General features: G+C 39.8%; 20 protein-coding genes and 1 other RNA gene. 13 read left to right on the forward strand and 8 right to left on the reverse strand.

Annotated elements, in window-relative coordinates:
- The 3 genes from ACJAZP_RS05155 to smpB all read right to left on the reverse strand — a co-directional run.
- Positions 1-256: transposase (locus ACJAZP_RS05155; RefSeq protein WP_415229669.1), on the reverse strand; the 256-nt coding region annotated here is incomplete at its 3' end.
- Between the two features lie 378 nt (positions 257-634).
- Positions 635-988: a transfer-messenger RNA gene (gene ssrA / locus ACJAZP_RS05160) on the reverse strand.
- 97 nt (positions 989-1,085) lie between these two features.
- Positions 1,086-1,574 (reverse strand): SsrA-binding protein SmpB, encoded by a 489-nt coding sequence (gene smpB / locus ACJAZP_RS05165; RefSeq protein ID WP_415229670.1) that lies wholly within the window; start codon positions 1,572-1,574, stop codon positions 1,086-1,088.
- A gap of 162 nt (positions 1,575-1,736) precedes the next feature.
- Here smpB and ACJAZP_RS05170 point away from each other — a divergent pair, with 162 nt between their 5' ends.
- On the forward strand, positions 1,737-2,174 hold the full coding sequence (locus tag ACJAZP_RS05170) for an SRPBCC family protein (protein ID WP_415229671.1): 438 nt from the start codon (positions 1,737-1,739) through the stop codon (positions 2,172-2,174).
- An 8-nt stretch (positions 2,175-2,182) separates the two neighbouring features.
- Positions 2,183-2,473 (forward strand): RnfH family protein, encoded by a 291-nt coding sequence (locus ACJAZP_RS05175; protein WP_415229672.1) that lies wholly within the window; start codon positions 2,183-2,185, stop codon positions 2,471-2,473.
- A gap of 112 nt (positions 2,474-2,585) precedes the next feature.
- Here ACJAZP_RS05175 and ACJAZP_RS05180 read toward each other — a convergent pair whose 3' ends face one another.
- Positions 2,586-3,032, reverse strand: coding sequence for an outer membrane protein assembly factor BamE (locus tag ACJAZP_RS05180; protein ID WP_415229673.1), 447 nt, complete (start codon positions 3,030-3,032; stop codon positions 2,586-2,588).
- Between the two features lie 254 nt (positions 3,033-3,286).
- Between ACJAZP_RS05180 and hemA the strand changes: the two genes are divergently transcribed.
- The 8 genes from hemA to rlmM all read left to right on the forward strand — a co-directional run bounded on the left by hemA (position 3,287) and on the right by rlmM (position 10,319).
- Complete coding sequence (hemA, locus tag ACJAZP_RS05185; RefSeq protein WP_415229674.1) at positions 3,287-4,546, forward strand: glutamyl-tRNA reductase; 1,260 nt, start codon at positions 3,287-3,289, stop codon at positions 4,544-4,546.
- Between the two features lie 48 nt (positions 4,547-4,594).
- The gene (gene prfA / locus ACJAZP_RS05190) at positions 4,595-5,686 is read left to right on the forward strand and encodes a peptide chain release factor 1 (protein ID WP_415229675.1); all 1,092 of its coding nucleotides are present in this window, start codon (positions 4,595-4,597) and stop codon (positions 5,684-5,686) included.
- Positions 5,687-6,532 carry a peptide chain release factor N(5)-glutamine methyltransferase gene (gene prmC / locus ACJAZP_RS05195; RefSeq protein ID WP_415229676.1) on the forward strand — a complete coding sequence of 282 codons (846 nt, stop codon included), beginning with the start codon at positions 5,687-5,689 and terminating at the stop codon, positions 6,530-6,532.
- 21 nt (positions 6,533-6,553) lie between these two features.
- On the forward strand, positions 6,554-6,940 hold the full coding sequence (locus tag ACJAZP_RS05200) for a SirB2 family protein (protein ID WP_415229677.1): 387 nt from the start codon (positions 6,554-6,556) through the stop codon (positions 6,938-6,940).
- Positions 6,941-6,943: 3 nt separating this feature from the next.
- Entirely contained in the window at positions 6,944-7,789 is an 846-nt protein-coding gene (locus ACJAZP_RS05205; protein ID WP_415229678.1) for a SirB1 family protein, read from the forward strand.
- A 24-nt stretch (positions 7,790-7,813) separates the two neighbouring features.
- On the forward strand, positions 7,814-8,659 hold the full coding sequence (kdsA, locus tag ACJAZP_RS05210; RefSeq protein WP_415229679.1) for a 3-deoxy-8-phosphooctulonate synthase: 846 nt from the start codon (positions 7,814-7,816) through the stop codon (positions 8,657-8,659).
- Complete coding sequence (locus tag ACJAZP_RS05215; RefSeq protein ID WP_415229680.1) at positions 8,659-9,072, forward strand: DUF423 domain-containing protein; 414 nt, start codon at positions 8,659-8,661, stop codon at positions 9,070-9,072. Before kdsA ends, ACJAZP_RS05215 begins: the two co-directional genes overlap by 1 nt.
- A 149-nt stretch (positions 9,073-9,221) precedes the next feature.
- Positions 9,222-10,319, forward strand: coding sequence for a 23S rRNA (cytidine(2498)-2'-O)-methyltransferase RlmM (gene rlmM / locus ACJAZP_RS05220; protein WP_415229681.1), 1,098 nt, complete (start codon positions 9,222-9,224; stop codon positions 10,317-10,319).
- 97 nt (positions 10,320-10,416) lie between these two features.
- On the opposite strand, the gene ACJAZP_RS05225 is transcribed toward rlmM, so the two are convergent.
- The 4 genes from ACJAZP_RS05225 to pspB all read right to left on the reverse strand — a co-directional run bounded on the left by ACJAZP_RS05225 (position 10,417) and on the right by pspB (position 13,476).
- Entirely contained in the window at positions 10,417-10,971 is a 555-nt protein-coding gene (locus tag ACJAZP_RS05225) for a DUF882 domain-containing protein (protein WP_415229682.1), read from the reverse strand.
- 176 nt (positions 10,972-11,147) lie between these two features.
- A complete protein-coding gene (locus tag ACJAZP_RS05230) occupies positions 11,148-12,710 on the reverse strand; it encodes a L,D-transpeptidase family protein (RefSeq protein ID WP_415229683.1) in 1,563 nt (520 codons plus the stop codon).
- 155 nt (positions 12,711-12,865) lie between these two features.
- Complete coding sequence (pspC, locus tag ACJAZP_RS05235; RefSeq protein ID WP_415229684.1) at positions 12,866-13,258, reverse strand: envelope stress response membrane protein PspC; 393 nt, start codon at positions 13,256-13,258, stop codon at positions 12,866-12,868.
- Positions 13,255-13,476, reverse strand: a complete 222-nt coding sequence (gene pspB, locus ACJAZP_RS05240; protein ID WP_415229685.1) for an envelope stress response membrane protein PspB — start codon at positions 13,474-13,476, stop codon at positions 13,255-13,257. Before pspB ends, pspC begins: the two co-directional genes overlap by 4 nt.
- A gap of 310 nt (positions 13,477-13,786) precedes the next feature.
- Here pspB and ACJAZP_RS05245 point away from each other — a divergent pair, with 310 nt between their 5' ends.
- The 3 genes from ACJAZP_RS05245 to ACJAZP_RS05255 all read left to right on the forward strand — a co-directional run bounded on the left by ACJAZP_RS05245 (position 13,787) and on the right by ACJAZP_RS05255 (position 16,367).
- Positions 13,787-14,083, forward strand: coding sequence for a hypothetical protein (locus ACJAZP_RS05245; protein ID WP_415229686.1), 297 nt, complete (start codon positions 13,787-13,789; stop codon positions 14,081-14,083).
- A gap of 173 nt (positions 14,084-14,256) precedes the next feature.
- Positions 14,257-14,535 (forward strand): peptidylprolyl isomerase, encoded by a 279-nt coding sequence (locus ACJAZP_RS05250; protein WP_415229687.1) that lies wholly within the window; start codon positions 14,257-14,259, stop codon positions 14,533-14,535.
- Positions 14,536-15,365: 830 nt separating this feature from the next.
- Positions 15,366-16,367, forward strand: a complete 1,002-nt coding sequence (locus ACJAZP_RS05255; RefSeq protein WP_415229688.1) for a BsuBI/PstI family type II restriction endonuclease — start codon at positions 15,366-15,368, stop codon at positions 16,365-16,367.
- Positions 16,368-16,369 lie beyond the last annotated feature (2 nt).

Genomic DNA, 16,369 nt, shown 5'->3' on the forward strand with positions numbered 1-16,369 from the left:
TAGGTGTTAACCCTATAAAAGCCGATGCCTCCCGCCCACTTTTAAACTGCTTTCCATCACCAATGGATGAATACAGCATGCCAGCACATACTTCAGCAACGCCTTCTAAATCCATTAATGATTTACAGGGCGGTGACTGGCGGATCAGACTGTTTTTGGTTTTTATTAACTGGGCTAACTCTGTTTTTAAGTGCAAATAGGTTACCCAAAGTTGATTAACGGTTGACCGCACACTCTGGTAATAAGCTCGCTTCATCAAGCGTCTCCAGCACGGCCTTAGTTAATCCTTTGACACCGACAGTACTGACAATGCCATATTCAATAGCATTGCGCGCAAATGGTTGCCTAGGGCAGTAATACTGCGTGATAGGAACAGTCGGCTTGTGTCTAATGTTTGTAAAGTTTGCTGTTCTTCACTTTTGGGTTTGCTTGTTTAACTTCTGTATTTGTTAAGGGCGTAGTTTTTGCCATATGTAGTACCAGCTTTAGCAGTTAGGATGTAGTACTACTAAACATACTACTTAAAGTGCTGGATGTCACCAATGCCCCTCGAACCCTATAGACATAAAAAAACCCGCAAACCAGTTGGTGACTGGTGTTGCGGGTCTTAGTCGGTCTTAAAAAGACCTATAGGTGGTGGAGATGGGGGGAGTCGAACCCCCGTCCGAAAAACCTACATCCTCGGTACTACATGCTTAGTCAGTTATTTGGTTAACTCGTTGATCTCCAACTGACAGGATATCAAAAAGCGAGTCCGATACTGTTTCGCGGTTCACCCTCGAACAAGGTTCCCTCGCTATCCAATGTAAATGACCTTCCGAATCCCTGCCCATGGGAGAAACGTGGGTGGAAGGCTAGCTAGCCTAAGCTGCTAGAGAGTAGTTAGAGTCGTTTGCAACTATAACGTTGGCGGCTTTTTACGAGGCCAACCGCCACCTCGGCATGCACCTTGGGTTTCAAGAATCTCGTCGAGTCCTAAATCATCCCCGGTGGTTATTAATATTGCTATTGATAACGGTTACACTATAACAACCTTTGAAAATTAAAGATAGTGTTATCTATATCACATTTTATTTTTTTACGCTTTATTTGCGCGTGTCGTGCTTCATCATACGTTCTTTTTGTACTTTCCATTCTCTGTCTTTCACGTCGGCACGTTTGTCATGATCTTGTTTACCTTTTGCCAGTGCAAATGATATTTTTACCCAAGCGTGTTTCCAGTATAACGAGATAGGAATGATAGAATAACCTTGGCGCTCAACTTTACCGACTAAGTTGTCGAGTTCTCGTCTGTTAAGCAGTAATTTACGATAACGCATAGGGTCACATACAACATGTGACGACGCTGCAAGAAGGGGAGGGAAAGTGGCACCCAATAGCCATGCTTCTCCATTTTTCAGGAAAATATAACTATCAGCGATATTCGCTTTGCCCGCGCGTAACGATTTAACTTCCCAACCCTGTAATTCAAGACCTGCTTCAAAGCGTTCTTCTAGGTGGTAGTCGTGACTAGCACGTTTATTTCGTGCAATCGTGTTGTCGTTTTTTTTAGTTTTAGAATTATTTTTAGCCATAGTCTCGCATTATAGAGTGACTATTATAAATTGATAGAGTGACTAATATAAATTCCTTGAAGATTTGTATAAAAGTTGCTGAAATTTAGCATAAATTCTCTATTTGTTTTTTCTTGATGGTGCGAATCGTGTAATATAACTTTTTTTAAAGAGGGAGAGCAGATGGCACAGGTATCTCGTAGTGCGTTACTTATGTATAGCGCCGAAGAAATGTATCAATTGGTTAATGATGTCAATGCTTACCCTGAATTTTTGCCGGGCTGTGTTGATGCTAATATATTAACAAACAATGACAATGTGATGCGCGCTTCAGTTAAAGTGTCAAAAGCCGGTATCAGTCAAACCTTTACCACTGAAAACATTCTAGTAAATGGTCAAAGCATTTTAATGAACTTAGTCGATGGCCCTTTTAAACATTTAAGGGGCGGCTGGACATTTTCTGAACTCGACGAACAAGCCTGTAAAATAAATTTAGATTTAGAGTTTGAATTTAATAGTTCACTGGCTGAACTTGCATTCGGGCGAATTTTTCATGAGTTAGTGGGTTCCATGGTGAAATCTTTTTCCAGCCGTGCAAAAGTAGTTTACGGAATACGATAGGAAAAATTATGAACGAGTTGATTGAAATTGAAGTTGTTTATGGCAGACCGGATAAACAAGTTTTATTGTCGTTATCTGTGCCAGTGGGTAGTACGCTAGAAGAGTGTATTAAGTTATCCGGGATAACAACTTATTTTCCGGAAATTATACCAAGTGAAGCTGTGGTTGGTATTTTCAGCCGGCCAGATAAATTGTCTAGTATTGTTAAAGCGGGGGATCGTATCGAAATTTATCGTCCGCTAACGGCCGATCCTAAAGAGATGCGCAAATTACGCGCCGCTAAAATGAGTAAAAAATAGTTGATTAGCGCTAATCACTTATACCTGTATCTTCAACAGGTTAAGTTAAGATAATAAGCGTAATAAGTTTAGCTGGATTTATTACGCTTATTATTGCTAAATTCAAGTAACGCTAATTTACAATAATAGGTGAGGTATTATCTGTTTGCGCGTCATCGATAGTGCTGGGGTCTTCAGTTGCTGCATTCGGTGCATTTCGTCCCTTAGGGGTTTTAATAAGGGGATTTGTATCAATTTGACCTTCTCTTGTGATCTTAGTCAGCAATCTATTATCAAAGGTAAAAACCACATGATCCTGTTCAATTGCTTCTCCGCCCGGTTTGATATAACGAATATAATACCATTTGGATGAATCGAATTGATCTATCAGCATGGGGGAGCCAAGAATAAAAATGACTTGTTCCTGGGACATACCAAGGTTTATTTGATCTAGTTTGTCATCCTCGAGGTAATTACCCTGTGTAACATCAATTTGATATACAAAGGTATCGTAAAGAAATGTACATCCCGAGAGTGAAGAAATGAAAAATAAAAAGACGACGATTTTTTTAATAGGCATGATTTAAACAACATCTTAGTTGAAGTGAGTGGACCTTAATTAAGGTGATAATACCCAAGGGCTGCTTACTTGTAAAAATATTAAAAGAAAAATTTGTCATTTCTGCTCTGTTTCGTGCGCTGTTAAGCGTTAGATGTGAAAATAAATTACTTAAATGTAGTCGATATACATCGTTTTCTTTAACTTCTGTGTAAATGCCCGTAGAATTCAGCCCTCTCCCCTAACCGTTTTAACTTGTTTTGTGAAATTATTACATGCCTCTATTTGCTTTAGGAATTAATCATCAAACTGCTTCAGTCGCAATGCGTGAAAAAATCGCTTTTTCAGACGAGCTGTTGTTAGGTGCCTATCAAGCATTATTAGCACAACCCTCTGTATTGGAAGCGGTCATTGTTTCAACTTGTAACCGTACTGAAATTTACTGCCATCTAAAGCAGGATAACTGCGACGAGGTCATTAAGTGGCTTTGTTCTTTTCATCAAATCGAAGAACATAAATTAAAACCTCGTATGTATTGTTATCATCACGATCAGGCTATCCAGCATCTTTTTCGCGTTGCCTGCGGGCTAGATTCGTTAGTCTTAGGTGAGCCGCAAATATTAGGGCAGATAAAACAAGCTTTTGCCACGGCTAAACAAGCTAAGGGTGTTGATAAAATTTTACAAAAATGGTTTCAACATACCTTCACGGTGGCAAAGCGGGTACGTACTGAAACACAAATCGGTGCTAATGCCATTTCGGTTGCCTTTGCGGCGGTTTGTTTGGCGAAACAAATATTCAGTGACTTATCTCAAAGCCGGGTTTTATTAATCGGTGCGGGCGAAACTATCGAGTTAGTGGGTAAGTATTTAATTGAGCACCAAGTTCCGAATATCACTATTGCTAATCGTACGTTATCGCGGGCGATGGCATTGGTTGAACAGTTTGATGCGCAGGCTATCACGCTCGGGGAAATTCCCAATCACCTTGCTCAAGCTGATATAATTATCTCATCGACTGCAAGTCCGCTGCCTATCATTGGCAAAGGGATGGTGGAAAGGGCGTTAAAAGCGCGTCGCAATCGGCCCATGCTATTTATAGATATCGCCGTACCGCGGGATATTGAAGCTGAGGTGTCAGAGTTAAGAGATGTATACCTTTACAGCGTTGATGATTTACACGGGATCATTGAAGAAAATAAACAAGCCCGTCAGGTCGCTGCGCTGGAAGCGGAAAAAATTGTCGAGGGCTGCATTGTTGAATTTATATCATGGATTGATTCGCTTAAAGCGGTTGAGTCTATTCGTACGTATCGTCAAAACAGTGAACAGCTGCGAGATGATTTATTAAATAAAGCCTCTGCTGAATTGCAAAATGGCGCGGAAGTTGAGAACGTTTTAAAAGAATTAGCCTTTAAATTGACCAATAAATTGATTCATCATCCCAGTCTGGCGCTGACCGATATTGCTCGGTCGGGTAATGATGATGAACTGAAGTTGTTGCGTAATGCCTTAGGTCTGAGCAAAAAAGATTAACATTCGCTGTACACTCAGCAAATGAATAAAAGAACATAAGAGAAGAATATGAAAGCATCAATAGTGGCAAAGCTCGAAGGTCTGGTTGAACGTTATGAAGAGGTTCAGGCATTATTAGGTGATCCGGCGACGATCAGTGATCAAAATAAATACCGGGAGTTAACCAAAGAGTATTCACAACTGGAAGTGGTTGTCCTTTCCTTTCAAAAATATCAAAACGCACAAAATGATCTTGCCGTTGCGCAAATGATGGCCGACGATGATGATCCCGATATGCGTGAAATGGCTAAAGATGAAATCAAAGCTGCCAAACAGACTGTCGAAAAATTGGCGGGTGAGTTACAGATTTTACTGCTGCCAAAGGATCCGAACGATGACCGTAACTGTTATTTAGAAATTAGAGCGGGCGCGGGTGGTGATGAAGCGGCTATTTTTGCGGGCAACCTGTTTCGTATGTACAGCAAATACGTTGAAAGCAAAGGTTGGCGGATTGAGGTAATGAACAGCAATACCAGTGAGCAGGGCGGTTACAAAGAACTGATTGCTAAGATTGATGGCGAGGGCGCATACGGTATTATGAAATTTGAGTCTGGCGGTCATCGTGTACAGCGTGTGCCGGAGACTGAATCTCAAGGTCGTATTCATACTTCTGCTTGCACCGTTGTGGTGATGCCGGAAGTTCCGGAAGCTGAGGCAATCTCCATTAATCCTGGTGACCTTAAGGTTGATACCTTCCGCGCATCCGGCGCCGGTGGACAGCACGTCAATAAAACCGATTCAGCGATTCGACTTACTCACTTACCTACAGGTACCGTGGTCGAGTGTCAGGATCAGCGTTCACAGCATAAAAACAGAGCACAAGCGATGTCTGTGTTACAGTCGCGCCTGCAGCAGGCTGAGGATGAAAAGAGCCATGCTGAAGAGCAAACTATACGCCGCAGCTTAGTCGCAAGTGGGGATCGCAGTGAACGTATTCGGACCTACAACTATCCACAGGGGCGTGTTAGTGATCACCGTATCAACTTAACCATATACCGTTTGAATGAGGTATTAGAAGGTGATTTAAATGCGTTACTTGAGCCTATCTTGCTCGAGGATCAAGCCGATAAACTTGCCGCACTTTCTCAGGCGGAATTCTAGTTGTCGATAGATGAAACACTCACCTGGGCAAAGCTTACCTTAGTAAACAGTGAAAGTGCTTTATTGGATGCGCAGGTACTGCTTGCTTTTGTTTTAGAAAAAGAAACTATTTACCTGATGACCTGGCCTGAGCGCGAGCTCAGCACCGCGCAAAAAAATGCTTTTGAAGGGCTGATTAAGCAACGGGCCGATGGTGTTCCCGTTGCCCATTTAACGGGTGTCAGAGAATTTTGGTCATTGCCTTTAAAGGTTAATAACTCAACACTGATACCGCGTCCTGACAGCGAAATGTTGGTTGAAAGCGCCCTTGACTATTGCGCGGCGAATGGCCGTATTTTAGATCTCGGTACGGGCAGTGGTGCTATTATTTTAGCGCTGGCCAGTGAATTACCCAATGCCTATTGTCTGGGAGTTGATGTTAATGAAAGGGCGGTGGCGTTAGCGATTGAAAATGGCAGAGATTTAAAGCTTAACAATGTCCATTTTAAACACAGCAATTGGTTTGATAATGTTGACGGTTTGTTTGACGTGATTGTTTCCAATCCGCCTTATATTGAAAAAGGCAATCGTCATCTGTTGCTGGGAGATGTTCGTTTTGAGCCGCTGTCGGCGTTAGTTGCCGAAGAAAATGGTCTGGCAGATATTCGCAAAATTGCACAGCAAACGCCGGGATATTTAAAAAAAGGGGGGTATTTATTGGTTGAACATGGTTTTGAACAGGGTTCAGCTGTTAGAGAAATACTCACTGACTTAGGTTATTCGAAGGTCATTACCATCAAAGATTACGGGGATAATGATCGCGTTACCATGGGATTATTTAACCAACCTGATTCATTATTAAAATAAACCTAACGGGTGGAGAAGTAAATGTACGAACTTTTAAAACATACTCATTTAACGCTGATATTAATAGCGGTTGTGCTGTTTCTCTTGTGTTTTTATTGGAGAGTAACGGATCATAAAAATGCTCAAAAAGTTATTTTCAAAAAAATATTATTACACACTCATCTTACTATTGTAGTGATAGGTTTAGCCTTGATGGGGGTTTTGCAGATCAACCCCTTCGACATCCAAAATTATTGGTTAGTTGAAAAAATAGTTGCATTTATCGGTTACTTAATTCTTGTAAATGTGGCTTTGAGAGAAAAAACCAGTAAAGGAATGCGATATTTCGCCTTGGTTGGCGCGTTTGCTTGGATTGTTTATATCGGACAACTGGTGTTCAGTAAACAAGCTATATTATTGCTAGGATAAAAAATGACAACAGTTTCTAAAAATGAAAGGACAGAATTTATTATAAATGATCAGTTTAATTTCGCAGAACATTCGCTCATCGATGCCGCCATTTCTGTCGAGTCTGAATTAACCGGGCTCAACGTGACGGAGTTTCATAAGACGTTACGCTTACAGCATCTTGTTCTGCAGTCGCAGTTATCCACTTTTGATCTTGTTGATAAAACCAAGTTGTTAAAATTAATTGATTGTTTATATCAGCAGCAAGCATTCGAGGGTGATTGGAAAGCATTTTTCAAAGTAGAAAACGCCCTTATTTCAAATGTATTATCACGTAGAAAAGGTATTCCAATCAGTTTGGGGGTATTACTGCTGGATTTCTTAAAAGAAAATCAGTTTGATGCACAGGGGATCTGTTTCCCGAGTGGTTTTATTGTTCGTGTCAATATTGCAGATGAAATACTCTATATTGATCCCTTTACCGGTGAACTGGCGTCAACAGAATTACTTGAACTTAAACTGCGTGGTCAACTAGGTAACCATGCCCGTCTTAGTCCTGAAATGTTGGATCCCGATGACAATAAAACCATTATTATGCGTTTAATTAATGTTATCAAGGCCGCTTATATTCAACAGGAGTCATTAGAACAGGCACTGTTGTGCTGCGATATGTTACTGCGGATTGATGCCAGCGATGCCTATGAAGTGAGAGACCGCGGGTTTTTATTTCAGCAACTAGACTGTTTAAATTTAGCGCGAACAGACTTTGAGTTTTTCATTGAGCACCATCCACAGGATCCTATCGTCGGTTTGTTAAAACGACAAATCAGACAGATAGATATTGATACGCATGCGCAAGTGGTCCATTAATCAGATTAATAAAGTGAGCAAGTAATGAAACAAAAAATTATTAAAGTAGGCAATATTAACGTTGCTAATGATCTTCCCTTTGTGTTGTTTGGCGGAATGAATGTGCTTGAATCGCGTGATTTGGCGATGCGCGTCGTAGAAACCTACGTTGAAGCGACAACGGCCTTAAATATTCCCTATGTATTTAAAGCCTCATTTGACAAAGCCAACCGTTCGTCTATTCACAGTTACCGTGGGCCGGGTCTTGAAGAAGGACTGCGTATTTTTGAAGAGATTAAAAATACCTTTAATGTGCCTATTATTACCGACGTGCACGAACCATATCAAGCAGCGGCCGTGGCCGAGGTCGTTGATGTTATCCAGTTACCCGCCTTTTTAAGTCGCCAAACTGATCTGGTTAAAGCCATGGCTGAAACCAATGCGGTTATCAATGTTAAAAAAGCCCAGTTTTTAGCGCCGCATGAAATGAAACATATCATTACTAAGTTTAATGAAGCGGGTAATGACAACATTATTCTTTGTGAGCGCGGCAGCTGTTTCGGTTATAACAACCTGGTCGTTGATATGCTTGGTTTCAGTACCATGAAAGAAACCGGTTATCCGGTCATTTTTGACGTCACGCATTCTCTGCAAAAACCGGGTGCACGCAGCGACAGTGCCGATGGTCGCCGCAGTCAAGTTGTACAACTGGGTTTAGCGGGTATGTCACAAAGTATTGCCGGTCTTTTTCTGGAATCTCATCCTGATCCGGCTAATGCAAAATGTGATGGTCCTTGTGCATTACCATTGAGTCAGTTAAAAGCCTTCCTTTCGCAAATGAAGCAGATCGATGAGTTAGCTAAAAGTCTTGATATTATTGATACCGAATAATGCAGCAGCCGCAAATAAACCTAACCCGACCAACCCGCCTGTTTTTAATAACAGCCTCTTTATTAGGGGCGACGGGCGTTGCGTTGGGGGCTTATGGCAGTCACGGGCTATCGGCTTGGGCGACGTTAAAACAGATTGAATATTTTCAATTGGCGGTCACTTATCAACTGTTTCATGCGATCACTTTATTTGCAGTTTGTATATTATCCCTTTTTATCAGCAACGCTTTTTTAACGGCGAGTAAAATTGCTTTTGTATTAGGGATCACTTTATTCAGTGGCAGTTTGTATCTGTATGTTTTGACCGGAACAAAAATATTGGGCGCGATTACGCCACTGGGTGGTTTGTGCTTAATTGTCGCCTGGCTTTTAATTGTCCTGAGTTTGTTACGTCATAAAAATAGTACCAAGTAAGCTCAACTCGAGAGAAGTACAGTGACACTGTATAAAATAAAAGTATCAGACTTTTATTTTCCCGAGTTGAGATAAGTAAATTGTGAGTTAACGTTTTAACAGAATGAAATTTTCCACGTCGATGACGGGAACTCATTCTAGAGGTAAGTATGTTAGGAATTTTATTATATTGTCGTCCGGGATTTGAGAACGATTGCGCTAATGAGCTGCAGGCCAAAGCAAGCGTCTTAGAAGTCTTCGGTTTTGTTAAAACAAAACGTAACAGCGGTTATGTTTTCTACCAGTGTTATGATCCGCAACAGGTGGAATATTTATTAGGGCAACTTGATTATAAACAGCTGATATTTGCACGGCAGTTGATTGCAGTTAAAAGCTTTATTGATGATTTACCGCTGGACGACCGTATCAGCCCTATTTTAGAAATTACGCGGAATCTGCCATTGGGCGGCGATCTTTATGTTGAAACCCCCGAGGGCGACGAAACTAAGCCGCTACTCACTTTTTGCCGTAAATTTACCGTGCCTTTACGTCAGGCATTAAAAAAACAGAACAGTCTCACGGCAAAAGAGAACCGTAATAAGCTTTGTTATCATTTATGTTTTTTAGATAATAAATCCGCTTATATCGGTTTTTCTGTGCCCCATAACCGCAGTGAATTTTACATGGGGATCCCGCGTTTACGTTCACCAAGTGAAGCACCAAGTCGTTCTACATTGAAACTTGATGAAGCTATTCAGGTTTTCCTTACGGCCGAAGAGCAGGCGCTGCGCTTACATTCCGGCATGCGCGCTGTCGATTTAGGTGCCTGTCCCGGTGGCTGGACATACCAACTGGTTCGCCGTGGTTTGTTTGTCACAGCTATTGATAATGGTGCTATGGCACAAAGCCTGATGGATAGCGGGCAGGTTACTCATTATATGGCTGACGGCTTTAAATATGAACCTGAGCGTAAGAACATCGACTGGTTAGTCTGTGACATGATTGAGAAACCCAAACGGGTGGTTAAACTGATGGCGCAATGGTTAATTGACGGTTGGTGTAAAGAAGCTATTTTCAACCTTAAATTACCCATGAAAAAACGTTATCAGGAAGCGTCTGAAGATATCAAAATATTAACCGATATGTTCGACAATGAAGGCTTTAAGTATGAACTGCAAGCCAAGCACCTTTATCATGATCGCGAAGAGATAACCGTACATGTGCGTTTAATCGGTAATCTCTGGGGTAAACAGCTGGGTAAAGAATAAGTTTTAATTGGGCCATTACAGACACCTTTAAGTTATGACTTAGAAAAGGCGGTTTGTGATGGCTGATTTTATTTTTCTTGAAAAAGTCTGTTAACGCCTATCCCCAAGTACGGAATCTGCCCGTATCTATGTGCACAAAATTACTGTCAGGATAATAACCTACGCCTCCCACTTTAAGGGATAATGCCGCTTTTTTAACTTCTATTAGTGGTACATCCTGCAAACGAAAATCAATCGCCTGTCCAAGCATATGCATACTTTTTTTCGCCACGCCGTTGGACTGACCTCGAAGCATTTTATTGGTCTCCGGGGAACGATACCCTGAAATTAATTGCACCTGGCTATTACAACCAATGGTTTGTTGAATTGCCGATAATTGGTCGAACAGTCGTTTGTCCATATTGATTGTTTCGTTACGACGAAAATCACGACAGAAATGGTTTATTTTTTTCATTTCACTGCGCTGGTAGCTTTTACCATTAAAATACTCAGTCAGTAATTCCTCACCCGTATGAAGGTTATTCAGATTTAATTCTCGCGGAGTATCTTTAAATAAAGATGCGAATGAAACAGAAGGGCTGCATATTGCGCCCAAGGCGACGATCCCCGTTAACATGGCATTTCGACGACTAAGATCGGTTTTTTTTGGCATAGTACTCAACAGTATAAAAGGGAAAAATAGACAAGCGAAGAGTGAAAATACTGATTTTTTATGGTGCAGTCAAATTTAAAATGACGGCATAAGCGCTGATAAATAGGTTTCTAATGGTTAGTTATTGAACAGTAAACAGTTTTTTGTTTTCAATAAAAAATAATTTTTAGTTAAATTTAAAGTATTCTTTGTTTGTCGTACTGATAGATATCATTTCTAAACTGCGTGGAGCCAAATTTATCCACCCATACGGTTTCATAGATGATATAAACTTTGATCTTTTTCTTCAGACTGAGCATGCTGGTCTCGGTGCTGTCACGATGCAGTTCATAATCTCTGCTGGAATAACCGGATTTATCTATTAATAACTGGGCAAATTGTTGTGCTTTTTGTACGCGAATGCAGCCTGAACTAAATGCCCTGTCTTGCTTTTCAAATAAATATCTCGCGGGGGTATCATGTAAATAGATGGCATTTTTATTGGGTGTATTAAATTTATATAAACCAAGTGCATTGCTACGGCCTGATTTTTGACGCAATTTGTAAGGGAAATTATTGACCGTCATTGATGCCCAATCAATTTTATCTGCACTTATTTCGTTTTTACTGTGCCAATTTTCAATGATCTGATAGCGGTTTTGCGTTAGATAATCGGGGTTTGATAAGGCTTTAGGCAGAATATCCTTACGCATTATTGAGGTTGGCACATTCCACGAAGGGTTGAACACAATAGTATCAAGATTCGCTGAAAAGAGCGGGGTTTTACGCTTTGTTTGCCCGACTATGATCTTACTTTCAAATACTTTTTGATCGGCTTCCCAATACTCCATTTTATAATTTGGAATATTGACCAATATTTTATTACTCGTCTCTATTGCACTTAATTGTTGCCTGAGAATGTTTAGGGCCATTAAGCGGACGCGTTCCTGACGACTGATATTAAGCCAATATCGGGTCTTTGCGCCTATAACAGCGTCGGCTCTTAAACCATGGCGGACTTGAAATGCGCGAATAATGTTGCCAAGTGCCGGGCTATACAATTGATTATTTTCTAATTCCAAGGCTTGTTTGCTTTTTGATGACAATTCACCGGAAATTTCTAATCGGGATAAAAGAAGGTTTTTTTGTTCAAGCCGGTCACCTATTTTCGAAAATTCAGTCAATTTTTCTGTGGTAAAATTTTGAATAGGCGTATTTTTTAGTTGTAAGAGGTTGTTATAAAGTGCAGTCTGCTGTGCTGATATGGGTGATAAAGCTTGTAAATATAACAACCTCATTTGAGCCGAATAGGCATTAAAGAAATTGTCGATAGAATGCTGTGAGGGGGCATCTGTTTTTTTTATTCCCCCACCAAACAGCCATGAATTCCCTGTAGCGGATATTTGTTCGCTGTAGGAGAGATAAAACAGTAACATGTCCGATGCTATCAGTTCATAGTGCTGCCAATCCTTGTTCGCACTCGCTTTTATTAATCTTTGATAGTTATGAAGCAGGCCATCACTAATATTCGCCAGCACTATTAATGATATTTGTTTCTCAAATTCGTTTCTCAAAACCGAGTCTGTCCAAAATTGTTTATCGGGATGTTGTTGATAGATAGCGGCCATTAAGCTTGGATATTTCAGGTTGAAGGTATTTACTTGATTCGGATTAAAAAGATCTGCGCGTAAAGGCACAGTCACTATTTGCCATAGCAGAGAAAGTAGGAGAGCAGTTTTCCACCAACGCAGTAAATTCATATTGGCCCTTTTATATTGAAAACTAAATGGAGATAAAAAATTTTTATAGCCTAATTAAAAAAAAATAAAGGGCTAGAGGTGATCTGATGTTTTATAGTATAGCACAACAAATTGAACATTTTAGGGGCGTTATTTTATCGGGTATTGTTACTTAACTACTTGTTTTTGTTTTTAAATTCTTGGTTTAGTTTGTATTCGAAGGAGGTCACATAGTCTTCCAGTTGCTCAATGTTCTGCTGCATTTTATCTAATTCGATACTTATGTTTTCTAATATTTTCTGTGCAGAATCGCCTGTTTGCCAGGCTTTCTTTTTTACCTTGTGTTTTGTATAGACATTTTGCTGCCACTGTTTTTCCGGCATCTCATCTAACAGAAAATACGCCATCACATAGGCGATAAACACAAAAAATCCAGCTGTAAATAAAAATACCGATACTACTAATAAACGAACAAGCCAGACTTCAATATCAAAATATTCTGCTATTCCGGCGCATACTCCCCCTAATTTAGCATTTTCAGGGTTTCTGTAGAGTGTTTTTTTATTCATTTGTCTCTCCATTTTGGCGCTTCTTTATCAAGAATTCCCTCTAAAGAGACTATTCTATGCTGCAGCTCTTCAGTACGTTTTACGAGGGATTGTAAACGTTCCAAATCGGCGGCAGACAAACCTTTGCTGGTCTGTTTTTGACTGCGGTAATAAAGAAATAACCATAGCGGTGCGACGAAAATAAAAAAGATGCTTAATGGTATTGCAATATAATTCATATGAATTCCTTGGAAAATTTAAATCAAATAGTTATTTTTTGTGCACTTAACGAAACCGCTTTAATTTAGAGTAATAAAGAGAAACTCATTTCAGCTTTGTACTCATTTTTATTACATAAAACACTAAAACATTGAAAGCAAGGGGTAAACCATTTTTATAATAATTTTTTTAATTAAAGTGAAGCTGTTCAAATAGCCTTGATATAAATATGGATATATTTGTTGATTTGGTCTTTAATTGTTTAATGTTCTTTAAACGTCAAATTTAAATCACGAATTTTCCTCTTTATTGTACCGTCGTGGAGTTATTATGACCAAGTCATTAAATCAAGTCATCGTCAGTTATCAGGATTTGTGTGCTAAGGGCTTGATAAGTGACCTTAAACAAGCCGCTTCATGTGATGTCAAAACGCTATGCCGTTTATCCTGTAATAATTGCCCGCATGTCGGTGTTGATATTAACTTAAAAAAAGTATCCTTTGTCGGTCTGCAAACTGACTTAGTTATGATTAAGCACAGCAAAAACGACGATCTTGATATCTATATGAGCGGGGAGCATATTATTGCCTGGCTTGATAAACATGAATTAGCTTACCAACGCTTTTGATCGGCGAGTTTCTCTCTTATTTAAATGTTCCCTGAGTGTTCCCTTATATCTGCCTTAAATACATTGATAATATTTTTTATAAAAAATGTCAATATTTAACCTCTCTTTCTGTTTTCCGTGTAACATAATGGCATCTTGTTAAAATCCCAAAAGTATAAAAAACCGAGGTAAGTATGGCTGGAACAGCAGCAGCTTTGCACATTTTAGTGAAGCATAAAGAACAAGCGGAAGAGATCCTTTTACAGTTAAAGAAAGGGGGGAAATTCCAAACATTAGCGAAGAAATACTCAAATTGTCCATCGGCTAAAAAAGGTGGCGATCTCGGTGAATTTAAAAGAGGTCAGATGGTGCCAGCCTTTGACAAGGTGGCTTTTTCCGGTGAAATATTAACCCCGCATTTAGTGAAAACTAAGTTCGGCTGGCATGTGATAAAGGTTTTGTACCGAACTTGATGAACTTCAAGTTATTGATTTGTAGGTAATAAAATAAAAATAGAGCTAAAAGCTCGTTTCTTTGCCTAACGTTTAGGAAGTTGCATTTTACCGTTGTTTGTTGCTCATATGATAGCAAAGCTTTTCCCCCTCTTTTTTGCCAGTTCGCTCTCGACCACTCTGCAATTTATCCACGATAATACTATGCTCAAACTCAGCAAGAAAATCCAGAAATTGAGTTTGGCTTTTTGCATGAGATTATCAGAAGTATTATCGGCTTGACCGACTAGATTGCATATCTGAAACCCTTTTGTTTTGCAATTCTTGAATAGTGTTCAATGTCATACTCAGTGGACGGTCCATTCAGTCAAGCTTGGTTAATAATACGTATCGTCCTTACGAACATAATCAATTAACTATTGTAGTTTTGCTTTGTTGTTATTACTTTTTCCTGATTGCTCAAGTGATTCGAGCTGTGCACCTCAATATTGGTCTTGCGTGCTAACTCGCGCATATCAGATTAAAGCCATGTTGTTACTTTAATAAATGACAGTGTTAAAAACTATGTAGTAATAGATATTACGATAACAGGCGTTCGGTTCTTTGATAATGGCTGTTTTGGACATGTACGAAATTAGTGGAGAGTTTTGAACGCGAGGGCTATGCCCAAAGAAGTGTTAGATCGAATTGCAATATAAAAAATGATATTGCAAGCCCACTTAATGGCGTAAAAAATGGCAGATTAAACTGAGAACTGAAAGGTTATATTCTATAACCGTATAAAAAGAATGGAAAAATAGCCTTAGCTTCCGTAGGATAACTGGATGTTTTTCAGTTGAATAGGAAGCAAGATGGGTGTTGTGGATGATGCAATAGCAAGGCGTAATAAAAGCATTGCTGATGGAGAGGACGTCTTAACAGATAACTACAATAGTGTAACTGTAGATAAAATAAGAAGAGTTCTAACTCAGATTGATAGATGCACTAATAATATGATTGAAGGTGTATTTGCACTAATGAGCACGGAACCTAACTGGTTCAAAAAAGCAGCGGAAAATGGTTATTTATTTAGAGATGGCGCAACCACTGCGCATATTGGTACACATGTTGGCATTCTCCAGAGAGGAAACCGCGACAAACTCGATAGAGAGGGGCGCGATTATTGGCTTAAACCTCTCTGGGAAATTGGTGCAATAGAAAAAGCATATTTCGACTCCAAAAATATCACTTTCTTATCTGGTCACCCAAAGGCCAAGTCACCAAATTCAGCATACAGACTATCAAGTGATTTTATCGCTATATTAGAAGCTGACGAAGGTTCTTGGCAGAAAATTGCAACAGTTTGGATTCAAGAAAATGTATTGCGTGAACGCTTGAAATTGCAAGCAGACCAAGCGGAGGAGGCAAAGAAGAGCGTTGAGAGCGCGCATAGTTTGCTAATCACGGCGTCGTACAAAGTCTATGCTGAGCGTTTTCTTTCAGGCTATGAAGTTGTCTATATTGATGATGGGGATGGTGACCGTATTACAGATGAGCAGCGTGAAGCATTAGCCAGCGCTAGCTTATCCTTAAGGTTAGGAGATGCTATGCCAGATGTTCTGCTGTGGAACCCTGAAACAGACATATTATGGGTAATCGAAGCAGTTACTAGCGACGGTGAAGTTGATAATCACAAAAAAGCTAGCTTAACTGAGTTTGCTACAAGAAATGGAAAGGCAGGTATCGGGTTTACAACAACCTACCCAACATGGAAGAAAACTGCTGAACGTCAATCGCAGTTAAAGAATCTTGCTGATGACACTTATATGTGGATTCAAGAAGATGCCTCTCGTAATATTCATATCAAGCAATAATA

This window comes from Psychromonas sp. (genome assembly GCF_047632955.1).
Taxonomy (GTDB): domain Bacteria; phylum Pseudomonadota; class Gammaproteobacteria; order Enterobacterales; family Psychromonadaceae; genus Psychromonas.